General features: G+C 72.5%; 16 protein-coding genes. 9 read left to right on the forward strand and 7 right to left on the reverse strand.

Annotation, left to right across the window (positions count from 1 at the left end; translation table 11 throughout):
- Nucleotides 1–83: 83 nt before the first annotated feature.
- The 3 genes from GB864_RS04375 (at nucleotide 84) to GB864_RS04385 (ending at nucleotide 1,227) form a co-directional block, all read left to right on the forward strand.
- On the forward strand, nucleotides 84–314 hold the full coding sequence (locus GB864_RS04375) for a hypothetical protein (RefSeq protein ID WP_160423130.1): 231 nt from the start codon (nucleotides 84–86) through the stop codon (nucleotides 312–314).
- 83 nt (nucleotides 315–397) lie between these two features.
- Complete coding sequence (locus GB864_RS04380; protein WP_160423131.1) at nucleotides 398–997, forward strand: ArsR/SmtB family transcription factor; 600 nt, start codon at nucleotides 398–400, stop codon at nucleotides 995–997.
- A complete protein-coding gene (locus GB864_RS04385) occupies nucleotides 994–1,227 on the forward strand; it encodes a hypothetical protein (RefSeq protein WP_160423132.1) in 234 nt (77 codons plus the stop codon). Before GB864_RS04380 ends, GB864_RS04385 begins: the two co-directional genes overlap by 4 nt.
- 97 nt (nucleotides 1,228–1,324) lie before the next feature.
- Here the strand turns inward: GB864_RS04385 and GB864_RS04390 are convergent, their stop codons facing one another.
- The 6 genes from GB864_RS04390 to GB864_RS04415 form a co-directional block, all read right to left on the reverse strand.
- Nucleotides 1,325–1,558 (reverse strand): hypothetical protein, encoded by a 234-nt coding sequence (locus tag GB864_RS04390; RefSeq protein WP_160423133.1) that lies wholly within the window; start codon nucleotides 1,556–1,558, stop codon nucleotides 1,325–1,327.
- A complete protein-coding gene (valS, locus tag GB864_RS04395) occupies nucleotides 1,558–4,143 on the reverse strand; it encodes a valine--tRNA ligase (RefSeq protein ID WP_160423134.1) in 2,586 nt (861 codons plus the stop codon). Before valS ends, GB864_RS04390 begins: the two co-directional genes overlap by 1 nt.
- A gap of 80 nt (nucleotides 4,144–4,223) precedes the next feature.
- Nucleotides 4,224–5,888 carry an ATP-binding cassette domain-containing protein gene (locus tag GB864_RS04400; RefSeq protein WP_160423135.1) on the reverse strand — a complete coding sequence of 555 codons (1,665 nt, stop codon included), beginning with the start codon at nucleotides 5,886–5,888 and terminating at the stop codon, nucleotides 4,224–4,226.
- On the reverse strand, nucleotides 5,885–6,739 hold the full coding sequence (locus GB864_RS04405) for an ABC transporter permease (protein ID WP_160423136.1): 855 nt from the start codon (nucleotides 6,737–6,739) through the stop codon (nucleotides 5,885–5,887). Before GB864_RS04405 ends, GB864_RS04400 begins: the two co-directional genes overlap by 4 nt.
- Nucleotides 6,736–7,668, reverse strand: coding sequence for an ABC transporter permease (locus tag GB864_RS04410; RefSeq protein ID WP_419672768.1), 933 nt, complete (start codon nucleotides 7,666–7,668; stop codon nucleotides 6,736–6,738). The genes GB864_RS04405 and GB864_RS04410 overlap by 4 nt, the downstream gene beginning before the upstream one ends.
- A 170-nt stretch (nucleotides 7,669–7,838) precedes the next feature.
- A complete protein-coding gene (locus GB864_RS04415) occupies nucleotides 7,839–9,497 on the reverse strand; it encodes an ABC transporter substrate-binding protein (protein WP_160423137.1) in 1,659 nt (552 codons plus the stop codon).
- A 109-nt stretch (nucleotides 9,498–9,606) separates the two neighbouring features.
- Between GB864_RS04415 and GB864_RS04420 the strand changes: the two genes are divergently transcribed.
- The 5 genes from GB864_RS04420 to ndk all read left to right on the forward strand — a co-directional run bounded on the left by GB864_RS04420 (nucleotide 9,607) and on the right by ndk (nucleotide 16,080).
- Nucleotides 9,607–10,257 (forward strand): TetR/AcrR family transcriptional regulator, encoded by a 651-nt coding sequence (locus GB864_RS04420; RefSeq protein ID WP_160423138.1) that lies wholly within the window; start codon nucleotides 9,607–9,609, stop codon nucleotides 10,255–10,257.
- A 198-nt stretch (nucleotides 10,258–10,455) separates the two neighbouring features.
- The gene (gene ileS, locus GB864_RS04425; protein ID WP_160423139.1) at nucleotides 10,456–13,797 is read left to right on the forward strand and encodes an isoleucine--tRNA ligase; all 3,342 of its coding nucleotides are present in this window, start codon (nucleotides 10,456–10,458) and stop codon (nucleotides 13,795–13,797) included.
- Nucleotides 13,794–15,173, forward strand: coding sequence for a bifunctional folylpolyglutamate synthase/dihydrofolate synthase (locus GB864_RS04430; RefSeq protein ID WP_160423140.1), 1,380 nt, complete (start codon nucleotides 13,794–13,796; stop codon nucleotides 15,171–15,173). The genes ileS and GB864_RS04430 overlap by 4 nt, the downstream gene beginning before the upstream one ends.
- Nucleotides 15,170–15,664 (forward strand): DUF4233 domain-containing protein, encoded by a 495-nt coding sequence (locus GB864_RS04435; protein WP_160423141.1) that lies wholly within the window; start codon nucleotides 15,170–15,172, stop codon nucleotides 15,662–15,664. The genes GB864_RS04430 and GB864_RS04435 overlap by 4 nt, the downstream gene beginning before the upstream one ends.
- Complete coding sequence (gene ndk / locus GB864_RS04440; protein WP_160423142.1) at nucleotides 15,661–16,080, forward strand: nucleoside-diphosphate kinase; 420 nt, start codon at nucleotides 15,661–15,663, stop codon at nucleotides 16,078–16,080. Before GB864_RS04435 ends, ndk begins: the two co-directional genes overlap by 4 nt.
- A 139-nt stretch (nucleotides 16,081–16,219) precedes the next feature.
- On the opposite strand, the gene GB864_RS04445 is transcribed toward ndk, so the two are convergent.
- The gene (locus GB864_RS04445) at nucleotides 16,220–16,846 is read right to left on the reverse strand and encodes a vitamin K epoxide reductase family protein (protein ID WP_160423143.1); all 627 of its coding nucleotides are present in this window, start codon (nucleotides 16,844–16,846) and stop codon (nucleotides 16,220–16,222) included.
- A 285-nt stretch (nucleotides 16,847–17,131) separates the two neighbouring features.
- Between GB864_RS04445 and GB864_RS18370 the strand changes: the two genes are divergently transcribed.
- Nucleotides 17,132–17,336, forward strand: a 205-nt coding sequence (locus tag GB864_RS18370; RefSeq protein WP_236778874.1) for a hypothetical protein, incomplete at its 3' end; no start/stop codon positions are given.

Here is a 17,336-nt window from a genome sequence, read left to right on the forward strand (position 1 = left end):
GCGAGGTGGACGCACGTCGTCGTCGACGCCTCGTCGGGGACCATTCCCCACGAGTCCCCAGAACCGCGGACGGAGCATTCCCCATGACCGCCTACACGCCATCGCCGGGCGTCGCCGGCCTGTCCTTCACCATGCCCGAGCGCATGGCCATGCGCGTCGGCATGGCCCTCGAACGCTGGGCTGCGCACCACGCGCGCATCCGTTCCGAGATCTGGCACGACCCGCATCCGAACATCGCCGAACTGGAGCGGCAGCAGGAGGCGCTGAAGTCCGACGTGTACTTCAAGACCTTCCAGAACTTCCATCCGCTGTGATCGGCTCGGATGCCGCGACGGCGCGGCAGCCGAATGCAAAGGAATGGTTGCAAAGCGTTCTTTGCATCGCTATCGTCGGCGGCATGGACACCGAGCACGCCGCGCCCGCCCCGCGGCATACGCCCACGGGCGTGGCCACGTTGAAGGCGCTCTCGCACCCCGTCCGCATGGAGATCTTCGACCGGCTCGTGCAGTACGGGCCCGAGACGGCCTCGAGCCTCGCGGCCGCGCTGGGGGAGTCGAGCGGCGTCACGAGCTACCACCTGCGCCGCCTCGAGGGGCACGGCCTCGTGCGGGAGGTCGAGGGCAAGGGCACCGCGCGCGAGCGGTGGTGGGAGCGGGTGCCCGGCGCCGTGACCGTCGACTACACCGATCTCGGCGGCGACGAATCCGCGCGGGTCGCCGCCGACACGCTCGTCGCCCACTGGCACGAGCTGCGCACCGGGGCGCTGGAGCGCTTCATGGCCCGCGGCGCCGACGAGCTGTCCGACGAATGGATGCGCGCCGCGCTCGTGCAGGCCGGCAACGCCACCGCGACCGCGGCGGAACTCGCCGAGCTCGGCGCCGCGATCGAGGTGCTCGTGGCCGACTTCGTCGAGCGCCACCGCGAGAACCCCGCGCCGGATGCCCGCCGGGTGCAGCTCCAGGTCAATCTCATCCCGTTGCTGGAGGCGACGCCGTGAGCACGCCGCTCCTCTCCCTCGACCGCCTCGAGGCGCCCGCCTACACGCCCCTCGAGCGCGTCGCGATCATCGCGGCCGCCCGACTCGAAGCCTGGGCCGTACGCCGCGTCGCACATCGTGCCGTCGGCAGCCCGGCGATCGACCCGGCACGGCGCCTCGTCGCCGAACGCGTGCAGGCCGAGCGCGAGCGCTGCCGCGCCGAGTACGGCGTGCTGCTCCAGGCCCGCTGAGCGCCGATCCCGACTCCACGCTCTCGGATGCCGCGAGGGGCCGCGTCGTCCGTGACGGCGCGGCCCCTCGCATCCTCGGTCGGTGCGACCGGTTCGTTCACCAGTCGTCGTCGGCGTCGTCCTCGAGCGCCGCGGCGCCCGTCGTGCCGAACTCGTCGACGACGAAGCCGTCGTCGGCCGTGGCGATGCCGCGGCCCTCGAGGAACGTGAGCGTCCAGCTCGCGAACCCGGCACCCGCGTCCGCGTCGTGCGCCGCCACGCCCGCGCAGAGCGGGGCGGGCACGGCCGCTGGCGGCGTCGCGCCGCGGTTCCAGCGGGTGCCGAGCTGCATCACGCCTCCGCGGGGGTGAGGACGATGTCGCGCACCGACAGCTCGTCGGCGGCCTCGAAGCGCAGGTCGGCGATGCGGCCGACGGCCCGGAGGTCGGCGGCGGCGTGCACGAGGCGCTCGGTCGCGTCGGCGGGGCCCGCGATGACGGCGGAGTCGACCGGCGTCTTCTGGGAGGCCTTCGCCTCGGTCTTCGCGCGGCGGATGCCCGTGAGCGCGAGGCTCGTGAGCCGCAGCAGCTCGCCGTCGGCCTCGCCCTTCACCTCGTCGAGCTCGGCGGTCGTCGGCCAGGCGGCCACGTGCACCGAGCCCTCGTGCGACCAGGACCACGCCTCCTCCGCGGCGAAGGAGATGACCGGCGCGAAGAGGCGCAGCAGCACGTCGAGCGCGGTCTTCAGCGCGGCGACGGCGGAGGCCTTCTCGCCCTCCTCGCCGCCGTAGGCGCGCTCCTTGACGAGCTCGAGGTAGTCGTCGCAGAACGTCCAGAAGAACGTCTCGGCGACCTCGAGCGCGCGGGCGTGGTCGTAGTGCTCGTAGGCCGTGCCGGCCTGGAGCACGACCTCGGAGAGCTCCGCGAGCATCGACCGGTCGAGCGGCACCGTGACGGACGCATCGGCCGAACCCTCGAAGCTCAGGATGAACTTCGCCGCGTTGAGGACCTTGATCGCGAGGCGACGGCCGATCTTCATCTGGGTCGGGTTGTTCATGTCGAAGGACGCGTCGGTGCCGAGTCGCGCCGAGGCAGCCCAGTAGCGCACGGCGTCGGAGCCGTGCTGGTCGAGCAGACCCGCCGGGGTGACGACGTTGCCCTTCGACTTCGACATCTTCTTGCGGTCGGGGTCGACGATGAAGCCGGAGATCGCGGCGTTCTTCCACGGCGCGACGCCCGCCTCGAGCTGCGCGCGCAGCGTCGAGGAGAACAGCCACGTGCGGATGATGTCCTGGCCCTGCGGGCGCAGGTCGTAGGGGAAGACGAGGTCGAACAGCTCGGGGTCGCGCTCCCAGCCGCCCGCGAGCTGCGGGGTGAGGGAGGAGGTCGCCCAGGTGTCCATGATGTCGAGTTCGCCGATGAAGCCGCCGGGCACGCCGCGCTGCGACTCGTCGTAGCCGGGGGCCGGCTGCGAGGACGGGTCGACGGGGAGGAGTTCGCGGGTCGCGACGATCGGCTGCTCGTGCACCGGGTTGCCCTCGGCGTCGAGCGGGTACCAGACGGGGATCGGCACGCCGAAGAAGCGCTGGCGCGAGATGAGCCAGTCGCCCGTGAGGCCGCCGACCCAGTTCTCGTAGCGCACGCGCATGAACTCGGGGTGCCAGGCGATCTCGCGGCCGCGCTCGAGGAGCTCGGCGCGCAGCGTCTCGTCCTTGGCGCCGTTGACGATGTACCACTGGCGCGTCGAGACGATCTCGAGCGGGCGGTCGCCCTTCTCGAAGAACTTGACGGGGTGGGTGATGTTGCGGGGCTCGCCGATGAGCTCGCCCGACTCGCGCAGGAGGTCGACGACGGCCTTCTTGGCCGAGAAGACGGTCTTGCCGGCGAGCTCGGCGTAGGCGGCCAGGCCGGCCTCGCTCGTGATCGCCTCGGGCGCCTCGGCGAGCACACGGCCGTCGAAGCCGATGATCGCGCGGTTCGGCAGGTCGAGCTCGCGCCACCAGATGACGTCGGTCACGTCGCCGAAGGTGCAGATCATGGCGATGCCGGAGCCCTTGTCCTGCTGGGCGAGGTGGTGGGCGAGGATCGGGACCTCGACGCCGAAGATCGGCGTGGTCACGGTCGTGCCGAAGAAGGGCTTGTAGCGCTCGTCATCGGGGTGCGCGACGAGGGCGACGCACGCCGGCAGCAGCTCGGGGCGGGTCGTCTCGATCTCGATCGTGCCGCCGTCCGGCTGGTGGAACGCGACGCGGTGGTAGGTGGCCGGCTGGTCGCGGTCCTCGAGCTCGGCCTGGGCGATGGCCGACCGGAAGTCGACGTCCCACAGGGTCGGCGCCATGGCCTGGTAGGCCTCGCCGCGCTCGACCTGCTTGACGAAGGCGAGCTGCGACGTGAAGAGCGCCTCGTCGCCGATCGTGCGGTAGGTCTGCGTCCAATCGACCGAGAGGCCGAGCTTGCGCCAGAGCGCTTCGAACTGCTGCTCGTCTTCGGCGGTGAGCCGCTCGCAGAGTTCGATGAAGTTGCGTCGGCTCACGGGCACCTGGTCGGCGGCCTTGGAGCTCTTGCCCTCGCCGCCTTCGAACGGCGGCACGAACTCGGGGTCGTAGGGCAGCTTCGGGTCGCAGCGCACGCCGTAGTAGTTCTGCACGCGACGCTCGGTGGGCAGGCCGTTGTCGTCCCAGCCCATCGGGTAGAAGACCTGCTTGCCGAGCATGCGGCGGTAGCGGGCGATCACGTCGGTGTGCGTGTACGAGAACACGTGGCCGATGTGGAGCGAGCCGGAAGCCGTGGGCGGCGGGGTGTCGATCGAGTAGATGCACTCGCGCGTCGCGTTCGCACGGTCGAAGCGGTAGGTGCCGGCGGTCTCCCAGACGCCGCCCCAGCGCTCTTCGAGTCCTTCGAGTGCGGGCTTGTCGGGGATTCGAGGCGCGTCGGTCATGGATGCTGCTCCGCTTCGGTATAGACGGCACTGCGTCGAGGTGTGCCTGAGTGTGTGGGATTCGTCGGATTGCCGACGTCTCAGGATACCGGGTCGGTCTGCGCCCGTGCTGCGCCGCCGAGCGGGCGGCGGGCGCCGAGCAGGCGCCGTGTGGCCGGATGCTCCGGGGCGGCGAGCACGCGCGCGGCGTCGCCCTGCTCGACGATGCGGCCGGCCTCGACGACCGCGATCCGGTCGCTCGCGTGGGCGACGACGTCGAGGTCGTGCGAGATGAGGAGGTAGCCGAGCCCGCGCTCGCGCTGCAGGTCGTCGAGCAGGTCGAGCACGCGCGCCTGCACGGTGAGGTCGAGCGCCGAGACCGGCTCGTCGAGCACGAGGAGCTCGGGCCCGGCGGCGAGCGCGCGGGCGATCGCGACGCGCTGGCGCTGCCCGCCGGACAGCGAGGCGGGGGCGCGTCCGGCGAGCGAACCGCTCAGCCCGACGGCGTCGAGGAGCGCGGCGACGGCACGGCGACGAGCGGTCCGCGTGCGCCGGCGACCGCCGGGTTCCGCGGCGAGCGCGTCGGCGAGGGTGCGCTCGACGCTCCAGCGGGGATCGAACCCGCCCCCGGCGTCCTGGCCGACGAGTCCGATGCGGCCGCGCGCGGCGCGGAGCGCGCCGGGTCCCGACCCGCCGGGCTTCCCGAACCGGCGCACCTGCCCGCTCGTGGGGGCGTCGAGCCCGATCGCGACGCGCGCGAGGGTCGTCTTCCCCGACCCGGAAGCGCCGACCACGCCGAGCGTCTCGCCGCGGCGCAGTTCGAGCGATGCGCCGTCGAGCGCGGAGAACGGTCCGTCGGGTGTGCGGTGCACGACGCCGACGTCGCGCAGCTCGAGGACGGGTGGGCCTCCGACCCCCCGCGCGGGTTCGATCGGCGGTTCCCGGGTCGCTCGACCGTGTCTCGGCGGCCGGTCCTCGATCGAGAGCCGCGTCCCGCGCGGACGGCCGGCGGGGTTCGCCGCGAGGAGCGCCCGGGTCTCCGGGGCCTCGGGAGCGGCGAGGAGTTGCGTCGTCGGCCCGGACTCCACGACCCGCCCGCCCGCGAGCACGAGCACGTGGTCGGCGAGCCCCGCCACGGCGTCGAGGTCGTGCGAGATCAGCAGGATGCCCGTGCCGGCGGCCTTGAGCCGGCCGAGTTCGGCGAGCACCTGGCGGCCGATGCCGGCATCCAATGCGGTGGTCGGTTCGTCGGCGACGAGGTACGGCGGATCGAGCGCGATGGCTGCGGCGATGAGCGCGCGCTGGCGCAGGCCGCCCGAGAGTTCGCCGCTGCGCTGGCGGGCGCGGAGCACCGGGTTCTCGATACCGGCCCGGAGGAGGGCGTCGTGCACGCGGCCGGCGCGCTCGCTCCCGGACGCACGGGCGTGCAGCCGGAGCCCGTCGCCGATCTCCCGTCCGACGGGTCGCAGCGGATCGAGGGCGCCGAGCGCGTCCTGCAGCACGAGCCCGATCCGGGCGCCGCGGATGCGCCGCCACGCGGGTGCCCCGGCTGCGGGGAGCGGCGCACCGTCGAGCTCGAGGGCCGCAGCCGACACCCGGGCGTCGGCCCCGGCGAGCCCGAGCAGCGCACGGGCGGTCACCGACTTGCCCGATCCGGACTCGCCGACGAGGGCGACGCACTGGCCGGCCGCGAGGTCGAACGAGACCCCGGCGACCGCCTCGACGCCGCCGAACGACACCGCGAGATCCTGCACCCGGAGGCTCATCGCAGCCCTCCCGCACGGCGTTCGAGGGCGCGGCCGAGCACCGTCGCGGCGAGGATCGTGCCGACGATCGCGAGGCCGGGGAAGACGGTCATCCACCACGCGACCTGCAGGTAGGTGCGGCCCGCGTTGAGCATCGCGCCCCATTCGGGCGCGGGAGGTTCGGTGCCGAGTCCGAGGAAGGACAGCGTCGAGGCCCACACGATCGCCTGGCCGATGCCGAGGGTCGCGAGGACGAGGAGTTGGCGTGCCGTGTTCGGCACGATCGTGCGGGCGAGGATGCGGGTGCGCCCGTGTCCGAGGACGCGGGCGGCCTCGACGTAGCCGGTGGCGCGGATGCCGATGACCTGGCCGCGCACGAGTCGCGCGTAGCCCGGGGCGCTCGAGAGTCCGACCGCGATCGTCGCCGGCACGGGACCCGGTCCGACGAGCACGATGACGAGCAGGGCGAGCAGCAGCCCGGGCAGGGCGAAGAGCACCTCGACGGTGCGGCCGACGGCGTAGTCGGCGACGCGGCCGCCGAGCCCGGCGAGGAGGCCGAGGAGGGTGCCGAGGCCGAGCCCGATGGCGGTCGCGGCGACGCCGATGAGCAACGACGGTCCGGCGCCGTGCACGATGCGCGTGTAGACGTCCCGTCCGGACTCGTCGGTGCCGAAGACGTGCTCGGTCGACGGCGGCGCGAATGCCTGCGCCGGGTCGATCGCGGTCGGCGAACCGGGAGCGAGGATGCCGGGCGCCACGGCCGCGACCGCGAGCAGCACGGCGAAGACCGCGGCCAGGACGAGGGGGAGCCGGGAGAGCAGGTCGGCGCGACGTCGCGTCTCGCGGGCGGTGGGGAGGCGGAGCGCCGTCATGCGGCGACCTCCGCCCGCGGGGTCGGTGCGGGTCGATCGCCGGTCTCGGCGTCGCGCCGACGCGGGTCGATGAGCGTCGCGGCGACGTCGGCGAGGAAGGTCACGACGAGATAGGCGAGCGCCACGACGAGCACGACGGCCGTCACCAGCGGCACGTCGCGCAGGGTGACGGCTTGCAGCAGCGTGCGCCCGAGCCCGGGCATCGCGAACATCGTCTCGACGACGACCGCCCCCGAGACGAGGTAGCCGAACGCCCACGCGGAGAGCTCGACCCCGGGCACGGCCGCGTGCCGGAGCGCGTGCCGCAGGCGCAGGCCGGTCTCGGATTCGCCGCGCGAACGGGCGGCGAGCGAGAACGGCGCAGCAAGGGCATCCAGCATCGATTCGCGCATGATCTGCGCGAGGAAGCCCGCGACGGGGATGGCGAGCGTGAGCACGGGGAGGACGACGCCCGCCGGCGTCCCGTCCGCGACGGCGGGAAGCCACCCGAGGCCCGTCGCGAAGACGATCACGAGGATCGAGGCGAGCCAGAACTGGGGGAGCGCGGCCGCGACGGTCTCGATGCCGCCGCCGATCGAGCGCGCCCAGCGCGAGCGACCGGTCGAGACGAGCGCGAGGCCGATCGCGATCGCCCAGGCGACGACGAGCGAAGCCGCCGCGAGCGCGAGCGTTGCGCCGATCTGGGCGCCGATGACGTCGGCGACGGGACGGCGCAGCACGTACGATTCGCCGAAGTCGCCGGTGACGAGCCGGCCGAGGAAGGCGCCGTACTGCACGAGCACCGGCTGATCGAGCCCGTACTCGGCGCGCACGGCGGCGAGGGCCTCCGCGCTCGCCTGCGAGCCGGGACCCCCGAGGATCGCGAGCGCCGGGTCGCCCGGCACGAGCCGGATGCCGACGAAGACGATGGTCGCGACGGCCCACAGCACGAGCGCAGCGCCCAGGAGCCGCGTCGTCAGACGCAGGACGGTGCGGGAGATCGCTGGTCGAGGAGCGGAGCCGCCCCCCGCTGGTCGAGTAGCGAAGCGTATCGAGACCCCGTGAGACGCCGCACGGGGTCTCGAGACGGCGCCGGCGCGCCGACTCGACCAGCGATGGTTCACGAGGTGAAGCGCGCGTCGAGGAACGTCGGCGTCGACACGGTCGGCATCGCCCGTACTCCCTCGAGGTCCGCGGTCAGCAGGAAATGGTTCTGCTGATCGTAGAGCGGCAGCAGCCGGTACGTCTCGAGCAGGCGCTCCTGCACGTCCGCGTAGGCGGCGGCGCGCGCGTCGGCGTCCTGCGAGGCCGAGGCCTCGTCGAGGAGCGCGTCGATCTCGGGGTCGTCCACCTGCGCGAGGTTCGCGAAGTAGCCCGAGGGCGCCGGGGTCATCGAGTCGGAGTGGTAGACGATGCGGAGCACGTCGGGGCCGACCTTCGTGTACGGGGCGCTGACGAGGTCGTACTCGTGGGCCGCGAGCGCGCCGTACCAGCTCGAGAGGTCGAGCGGCTGGAGCTGCACGTCGAACCCGACCTCGCCGGCGGAGGCGGCGAACTGCTCGAAGAGCGACTGCTCGGCCGCCGTGGACTGGTTCGTGGAGATCGGGAAGACCGCGGTCAGGCGCACGCCGCCCTTGGTGCGCACGCCGTCGTCGTCCCGGTCGGTCCAACCGGCCTCGTCGAGCAGCGCGTCCGCCTCGTCCGGGTCGACGGTGAACAGGTCGGCGTCGCCGACGCTCGTCGGCTCGACGCTCGAGAGCGGCGAATAGGAGCGTTCCGCGGTGTCGAAGAAGAGCGCCTGGATGCCCGCATCCGGGTCGACGGCGCGGACGAACGCCTCGCGGACGCGCTCGTCGTCGAACGGCGCCTTCGAGCCGTTGAACTCGATGCGGTTCGAGGCGCCGGGGCGCGGGGCATCCAGTTCGACGATGCCGGAGGCCTCGCCCGCCCGGCTGATCGCGTCGGGCTGCGCGTTGTCGATGACATCGACCTGGCCGGCCTCGAGCGCCGCGTAGCGCGTGGCCGGATCGGGGATGAAACGCCACTCGATCGTCTCGAGGTAGGCGGGGCCCTCGTGGCCGGCGTCGGCCGGCGGCGAGGAGTAGTCGTCGTTGCGGGTGAAGACGATGCGGTCCTGCGGGGTCCACGACTGCACCGCGAACGGCCCGGTGCCGATCGGGGCGAGGCAGTTCTCGTCGGTGCCCCGGGAGAGGCCGACGGGCGACTCGATGGCCAGCCACGGTTGGCTGAGCGACTCGAGCAGTGCGCTGTCGGGCGCGCTGAGGTGGAAACGGGCGTGGGCGTCGTCGACGACCTCGACCTCGGTGATCTTGGCGGCGGCGAGGTAGCCGGTCGAGGAGCCCGTCGCCGGGTCCTGCAGGTGCTCGATGTTGGCCTTGACCGCCTCGGCGTCGAACGGGGTGCCGTCGGTGAAGGCGACGTCGTCGCGCAGCGTCAGGTCCCAGGTCAGGCCGTCCTCGGAGACCTCCCACCCCGTCGCGAGCCACGGGATGATCTCGCCGTCCTCGTCGCGGGAGACGAGCGACTCGAGGAACTGCGTCGCCGCGAGCGCCTGCGGATAGTTGCCGCCGACGTGCGGGTCGAGGCACGTCGGCTCGGCGTCGCCCGAGGCGTACACGAGCGTCGTGCGGGACGCGTCGGTCGTCGGCTCGGCGTCGCCGGACGTGCAGCCGGCGAGCGCGAGCACGCCGACGGCGAGCACGGCGGCAATGGGGAGGATGCGCCGGGCGCCGGTCGTGCCGGCGGGTTCGGAAGGCATGCGGAATCGGGCTCCAGTTCGTGGGTGCGGTCCGTGGTCCCGGGGCGCCGATGGGCGTCTCGCCGGTTTCGATACCGGGTCCGAAAACCTCCGGACCATACTGGAGTGTATGCCAGTTCCGAAGGCCCCCGGCACGCCGGCCCCGAACGCGTCGAGCCGCAACGTCGGCGGTCGCCCCCGACGCTCCTCCCGGGCCACGCTCGAGGACGCCGCGAGCGAGCTCTTCCTCGAACAGGGCTATGCGGCGACGACGATCGACCAGATCGCCCAGCGCGCCGGCGTCGGCCGCAACACGTTCTTCAGCTACTTCGGCGCGAAGTCCGACCTGCTCTGGCTCGACGCCGACCCCACGCTCGAGCTGCTCCCCGCCGAGCTCGCCGCCGCACCGGCCGACCTGCCGCCGACGGCCGCGCTGGCCGCCGCCCTGCACGAACTCGCCTCGAGGCATCCGCACTCGGCCCTGCCGATCGCCCTCAGCCAGCGCGAGTCGATGGCGACGCTCGACGAGTTCCTCCGGGCGGGCCTGCCGCGGTTCCTCGCCGTCCGCAGCGCGATCGCGGAGTTCCTCGCCGACCGGTCCGGCAGAACGGCCGCCGATCCGATCGTGCGGGCCGCCGCGGCCGCGATCACCGCAGCGGTCGCCACGGGGGCGGGCGACTGGGCGCTCGCGGGTTCCGAGCGGGGACCGTTGGCCGATGCCGTCGACCTCGCGGTCGCGCCGGTGCTCGGGGGCTTCGCCTCGCTCCTGAACGCGCGGTAGGATGCCAGGACCGACATCGATCCGGCCATCACCGGGGAGTCTTCGGAAGAACGGCCGACAGCCCGCTGGCGGCCCAGTAGAACCGAACGGGGCCGGCCCGTCACAGCCGAAGAACGAGCGGCCGTCCGAGCGATCGGGCGGCAAGCGGGGTGGTACCGCGGTGGAGCTGCGAAGCAGCCGACCGTCCTCGTGGAGTCCATGCGAAACGCATCAGACCAGGAGAGCGCGTTGTACCCCAAGGGCCAGGATCCCGAGCAGCCGTCCGGCGTCGTTCCGTCGCCGAGCTTCCCGTCCGTCGAGGAGGGCGTGCTCGCCTTCTGGAAGGGCGACGACACCTTCCAGGCATCCATCGACCAGCGCGAGGGCGCGCCGGAGTGGGTGTTCTACGACGGCCCGCCGTTCGCCAACGGCCTGCCGCACTACGGCCACCTCCTGACGGGCTACGCGAAGGACGTCTTCCCGCGCTTCCAGACCATGCGCGGCAAGCAGGTGCACCGGCGCTTCGGCTGGGACACGCACGGCCTGCCCGCCGAGCTCGAGGCCGAGCGCCAGCTCGGCATCACCGACAAGTCCCAGATCGAGCAGATGGGCATCGGCGAGTTCAACGAGGCCGCCAAGGCCGCCGTGCTCCGCTACACCGACGAGTGGCAGGAGTACGTCACGCGCATGGCGCGCTGGGTCGACTTCGAGAACGACTACAAGACGCTCGACGTGACGTTCATGGAGTCGGTGCTCTGGGCCTTCTCGCAGCTCCACGACAAAGGCCTCGCGTACGAGGGCTACCGCGTGCTGCCCTACTGCTGGCGCGACCAGACGCCGCTCTCCAACCACGAACTGCGCATGGATGACGACGTCTACAAGTCGCGCCAGGACCAGACCGTGACCGTCACGTTCCCGCTGACCGGTCCGAAGGCCGAGACGCTCGGCCTCACCGGCGTGCGCGCCCTCGCCTGGACGACGACGCCGTGGACCCTGCCGACGAACTCGGCCCTCGCGGTCGGACCCGACATCGAGTACGTCGTCGTGCCCGCGGGCCCGCTCGGCACGCCCGACGCGACGGTGCTCCGCGAGCGTGCCGAGGGCGCCGGCGGCGACGTCGAGGTGCTCGCCGGCCAGTACCTGCTGGCCCGCCCGCTCGTCGGCGGCTACGCCAAGGAACTCGGCTACGAGTCGGCCGACGAGGCGCTCGCCGCCGTCACCGCGTCGTACCGCGGCGCCGACCTCGCCGACGTGACCTACGACCGGCTGTTCGACTACTACGCCGGTCGCGAGGGCCTCGAGCGGGCGTGGCGCATCCTCGTCGACGACTACGTCACGACCGAGGATGGCACGGGCATCGTGCACCAGTCGCCCGCCTACGGCGAGGACGACCAGCGCGTGTGCGAGGCGGCGGGCATCCCCGTCGTCATCTCCGTCGACGACGGCGGCAAGTTCCTGCCCGAGGTGACCGACGTCGCCGGGATGCTCTGGAGCGACGCCAACAAGCCGCTCACGCAGCTGCTCAAGGCCGAGGGGCGACTGCTCCGCCAGGCGAGCTACGAGCACCCGTACCCCCACTGCTGGCGCTGCCGGAACCCCCTGATCTACAAGGCCGTCTCGAGCTGGTTCGTGCGCGTGCCCGAGTTCCGCGACCGCATGTCCGAGCTCAACGAGGACATCAACTGGGTGCCCGAGAACGTCAAGCACGGCCAGTTCGGCAAGTGGGTCGGCAACGCCCGCGAGTGGTCGATCAGCCGCAACCGCTACTTCGGCTCGCCCATCCCGGTGTGGAAGAGCGACGACCCCGAGTACCCGCGCCTCGACGTCTACGGCTCGCTCGCCGAGATGGAGCGCGACTTCGGCCGGCTGCCCGTCAACGGCGCCGGCGAGGTCGACCTGCACCGCCCGTACATCGACGAGCTCACCCGCCCGAACCCCGACGACCCCACCGGCAAGTCGACGATGCGGCGCATCCCCGACATCTTCGACGTCTGGTTCGACTCCGGCTCGATGCCCTACGCGCAGGTGCACTACCCGTTCGAGAACGAGGCGTTCTTCGACGCGCACCACCCGGCCGACTTCATCGTCGAGTACATCGGGCAGACGCGCGGCTGGTTCTACGTCATGCACGTGCTCTCCACGGCGATCTTCGACCGCCCGGCGTTCCGCAACGTGCTGAGCCACGGCATCGTGCTCGGCAACGACGGCCAGAAGATGTCCAAGAGCCTGCGCAACTACCCCGACGTGAACGAGGTGTTCGAGCGCGACGGCGCCGACGCGATGCGCTGGTTCCTCATGGCCTCGCCCGTGCTGCGCGGCGGCAACCTCATCGTGACCGAGGAGGGCATCCGCGAGGGCGTCCGCCAGGTCATGCTGCCGCTCTGGAGCACCTGGTACTTCTTCTCGCTCTACGCCAACACCGCCCGCGAGGGCGGCTACGAGGCGTCGTGGCGCACCGACTCGACCGACGTGCTCGATCGCTACCTGCTCGCCAAGACGGGCGAGCTCGTCGCCGCGCTCGAAGCCGACTACGAGGGCTTCGACACCGGCGCGGCCGCGCAGCACCTGCGCGACTTCGCCGACGTGCTGACGAACTGGTACGTGCGCCGTTCCCGCGATCGCTTCTGGTCGGGCGTGGATGCCGACGGCGCCGGTTCGGAGGCCTTCGACACGCTCTACACGGTGCTCGAGACGTTCACGCGCGTCGCGGCCCCGATGCTGCCGCTCGTCGCCGAGGACGTCTGGAAGGGCCTCACCGGCGGACGGTCGGTGCACCTCGAGGACTGGCCCGACGCGGCCGCCTTCCCGCTCGACCACGAGCTCGTCGCCGCCATGGACCAGGTGCGCGAGGTCGTCGGCGTCGCGCAGGCGCTGCGCAAGCAGGCCGGCAAGCGCGTGCGCCTGCCGCTCGCGAACCTCACGGTCGTCGCCGCCGACGCGGCGGGGCTGACGCCCTTCACGGGCATCCTCCGCGACGAGCTCAACGTCAAGCACGTCGAGGTCGTCGAGCTCGACGAGACCGCGGCCGAGCGGTACGGCGTCACGAAGAAGCTCACGGTCAACGCCCGCGCGGCCGGCCCGCGCCTCGGCAAGACGGTGCAGCAGGCGATCGTCGGCGCGAAGACGGGCGACTGGTCGCTCGACGGCGACACGGTCGTCGCGGGCGGCATCGCGCTCGAGACCGGCGAGTACGACCTCGTGCTCGAGGCGGCCGGCGGCGCCGGCGACAGCGCCCTCGGCCTGCTCGCCGACGGCGGTTTCGCGATCCTCGACACCGCCACGACGCCCGAGCTCGAGGCCGAGGGCGTCGCACGCGACATCGTGCGCGCCGTCCAGGACGCCCGCAAGGCGGCCGGACTCGAGGTCGGCGACCGCATCCGGCTCCGCCTGACGGCCGACCCGGCCGCCGCGGACGCCGCGCGCGTCCACGAGGAGCTCATCGCGGCCGAGACGCTCGCGCTCGCGGTCGAGGTCGTCGCGGCCGACGGCACGTCGGATGCGGCGGACGCCAAGAAGCTCGGCGACGGTTCCGGGCTGCTCGTGGAAGTGGAGGCCGCATGAGCGACGAACTCAGCCCCGACCAGTACCGTTCCGAGGCCGACGGGGTCTTCGAGGCGATGCTCGCGCGAGTCGGCGAGGGCAGCCCGAGGCCCCGCCTCGAGCCCACCCGCCGCGTCGTCGAGCTGCTCGGCGACCCGCACCGCGCCGCGCCCGTCATCCACCTGACGGGCACGAACGGCAAGACTTCGACGAGCCGTCTCGTCGAGGCGATCCTGACCGCGCACGACCTGCGCGTCGGCACGCTGACGAGCCCGCATCTCGAGCGCTTCACGGAGCGCATCCGCATCGACGGCGCCCCGATCACCGACGAGGCGGTCGTGCGCAACTGGCTCGACATCGAGCCCTACGTCGGCATGGTCGACGCCGAGCTCGAGACCGCCGGCGAGAGCACGCTGACCTTCTTCGAGGTGCTCACGGTGCTGGCCTTCGCGGCCTTCGCCGACGCGCCCGTCGACGTCGTCGTGCTCGAGGTCGGCATGGGCGGCGAGTGGGACTCGACGAACGTCGCCGACGCGGCCGTCGCAGTGTTCACGCCGATCGACCTCGACCACCAGTCGCGGCTCGGCCGCACGGTCGAGGAGATCGCGCGCACCAAGTCGGGCATCGTGAAGCCGGGCTCCGCCGTCGTTTCGGCCCTCCAGCAGCCCGTCGCCGAGGCCGTCCTCCGCGACGCCGCCGCCCGCATGGAGGGCACGATCGCCTACGAGGGCGACGAGTTCGCCGTGCTCGAGCGGCAGCCCGCCGTCGGCGGCCAGCTCGTGTCGGTGCGGGGGCTCGCGGGGGAGTACCGCGACCTCGTCCTCCCGCTCTTCGGCGCCCACCAGGCCGAGAACGCCGCCGTCGCAATCGCCGCGGTCGAGTCGTTCCTCGGCGCCGGCACGGTGCCCCTGAACCCCGCCGTCCTCGCCGCGGGCCTCGCCGCCGCGGCCTCGCCGGGCCGGCTGCAGGTCATCGGCAACGACCCCGCGATCGTCGTCGACGCGGCTCACAACCCGCACGGCGCCCGCGCGCTCGTGGCGGCGCTCGCGGAGTCGTTCGGCTTCGACGACCTCGTCATCGTGTTCGGCTCGCTCGCCGACAAGGACGCCCGCGGCATCGTCGAGGCGCTCGCTCCGACCGGCGCCCGCTTCCTCATCACGCCGGTCGAGTCCGAGCGGGCGCTGCCCGCCGAGGAGCTCGGCGAGATCGTCGCCGACGTCGTCGGCCCCGAGCGCGTCAACCTCTACGAGACGCTCGACGACGCGCTCGACGACGCCCGGCGCTGGGCGGACTCGGCGGAGGACGAGCGCACCCGCGGCATCCTCGTCACGGGCTCGATCGTCCTCGTCGGCGAAGCCATGGCCATCGCCGAGGACCGCGAGTGGGGCGGCGCATGAGCGTCGAACCCGTCGCACGGCGCGCCCGCCGCGAACGCGGCGCCCGGGAGAGCCTCGGCGCGATCGTCGGCGCGTTCGAGATCTTCGTGCTGTTCCTCGCGGGCCTCGTGGTCTGGGGGCTCTGGCACGACGTCGCCGGCGACAGCGGCATCCCGTCGTGGGTCGCCCTCGCGGGCGCCGGCGTGCTCATCGTGCTGCTGATCGTCGCCGTCCTGCTGCTGTCCAAGCCGGTCGGCGTGTGGCTCGGCGGCATCGTCCAAGTGCTGCTCGTCCTGGGCGGCTTCCTCAACCCCGTCATCTTCGTCGTCGGCGGCGTGTTCGCGGCAGGCTGGTTCTACTGCATGGTCACGGGCACCCGCCTCGACCGGCAGAAGGCCGCGTACTTCGCCGCCCTCGCCGACGCCGAAGCCGGCGACCCGGCCGCGCGAGCGGTCGACCCCGCCGCGTCGCACCCGACGCCGGCGGACGATTCACGGAAGGATCCCGCATGAGCACCCCCATCGAAGAGACCCTCGTCCTGGTGAAGCCGGACGGCGTCGCCCGCAACCTCACGGGCGAGATCCTGCGTCGCATCGAGGCGAAGGGCTACTCGCTCGTCGACATCAAGCTCGTGCAGGCCGACCGGGAGCTCCTGGCGAAGCACTACGCCGAGCACGAGGGCAAGCCCTTCTACGAGCCGCTCGTCGAGTTCATGCAGTCGGGCCCCGTCGTCGCCCTCCGCGTCGCCGGCAACCGCGTCATCGAGGGCTTCCGCGTCCTCGCCGGCACGACCGACCCGACGACGGCGGCTCCCGGCTCGATCCGCGGCGACTTCGGCCGCGACTGGGGCCTGGCCGTGCAGCAGAACCTCGTGCACGGCTCGGACTCGGTCGAGTCCGCCGAGCGCGAGCTCGCGCTCTGGTTCTGACCCGCTGAACCCGAGCTCCGGTTCTGCCCCGATCGGACCCGAGCTCTGGTTCTGACCCGCTGAACGCGGACGGGCCCGCATGCCGTCACCGGCATGCGGGCCCGTCCGCGTCGGTGCCGGTCGAGCCGCTCGGGTCGGTTCAGGAGTAGTAGTTCTGCAACTCCCGGATGACGGTCGGGATCGCGTCGAGGCGCAACTGGGCGAGCAGGATCACGACGGCGTAGCCGACGAGGGCGATGACCCACGTCCACGACAGGATGACCGAGCCGACCCGTCGGGTCCGCTCGCCGCCGCCGAACACGCCCCCGGCCAGGTTGCCCGCGGTGACCGCGACGAACAGCGGGATCGTCACCGACCACGTGAGCATGCACCACGGGCACAGCACCCCGAGCACGTAGATCGACTGGCCGATGAGCCAGATCACGAACGCGAGCGCACCGGCGACGCCGAGGTTGAAGACGGCGTGGAACCAGCGCGGGAAACGGGCGCCGGCCAGGAGCGACACGCCGACGACCACGACGCACGGCCAGGCCATGAGGCCGATGAGCGGGTTCGGGAAGCCGAACACCGATCCCTGCCAGGAGCCGAGGTTCGTCGAGCAGCTCACGAGGATGCCGACATTGCACGCGGCGTTGTAGTCCGGTTCCGCGAGGGTGTTGATCTTCTCGACGGTCAGTTCGAACGCCGCCAGCAACCCGATAAGGCCCGCGATCACGAGGAAGACGGCGTAGCCGATTGGACGTTGACGGGGCGGTGCATCGGGCATGACCCGTATTGTGTCACGCGCTTCCACCAGGACCCCGGGCGGGCGTGCGATAATCGACGTCAGTCGACCGGGTCTCCCGGTCGACGCCGAACCAGGCTTGAGGATGCCACCGGCATCCGTGAACGCGGCGAACCGCCGCGAACGAAGCGCGACGCAGGCGCCGGTCGAAAGACCCGGCGCCGGTCGCACCGCAGGATTGGCGATTCGGGGCAACGCCGCCGAATCGCTCGGATTTACCGGTTCAGCCGGGGCGACCCGCTGGACCGGTCGAGGAGTGCACCAGCGATGGTGGAAGGCAACGACCGACCCAACGACGACAACGAGACTGCAGCAGCCCCGACCCGACGACGCGTGCGCGTCTTCGGACGACGCGCGGGCCGCGGCAAGCAGGCGGACGAGGTCGCGGCGCGACCCGCGACGCCGGCGCCGAGCGGCGGCCAGGATTCCGGGACGGAGCCCGCGGCGGCTGCGCCCGCTCCGGCCGACGCGG

Origin of the sequence: Agromyces seonyuensis (assembly GCF_009789225.1) — a bacterium.
In the GTDB taxonomy this organism is placed as follows: domain Bacteria; phylum Actinomycetota; class Actinomycetes; order Actinomycetales; family Microbacteriaceae; genus Agromyces; species Agromyces seonyuensis.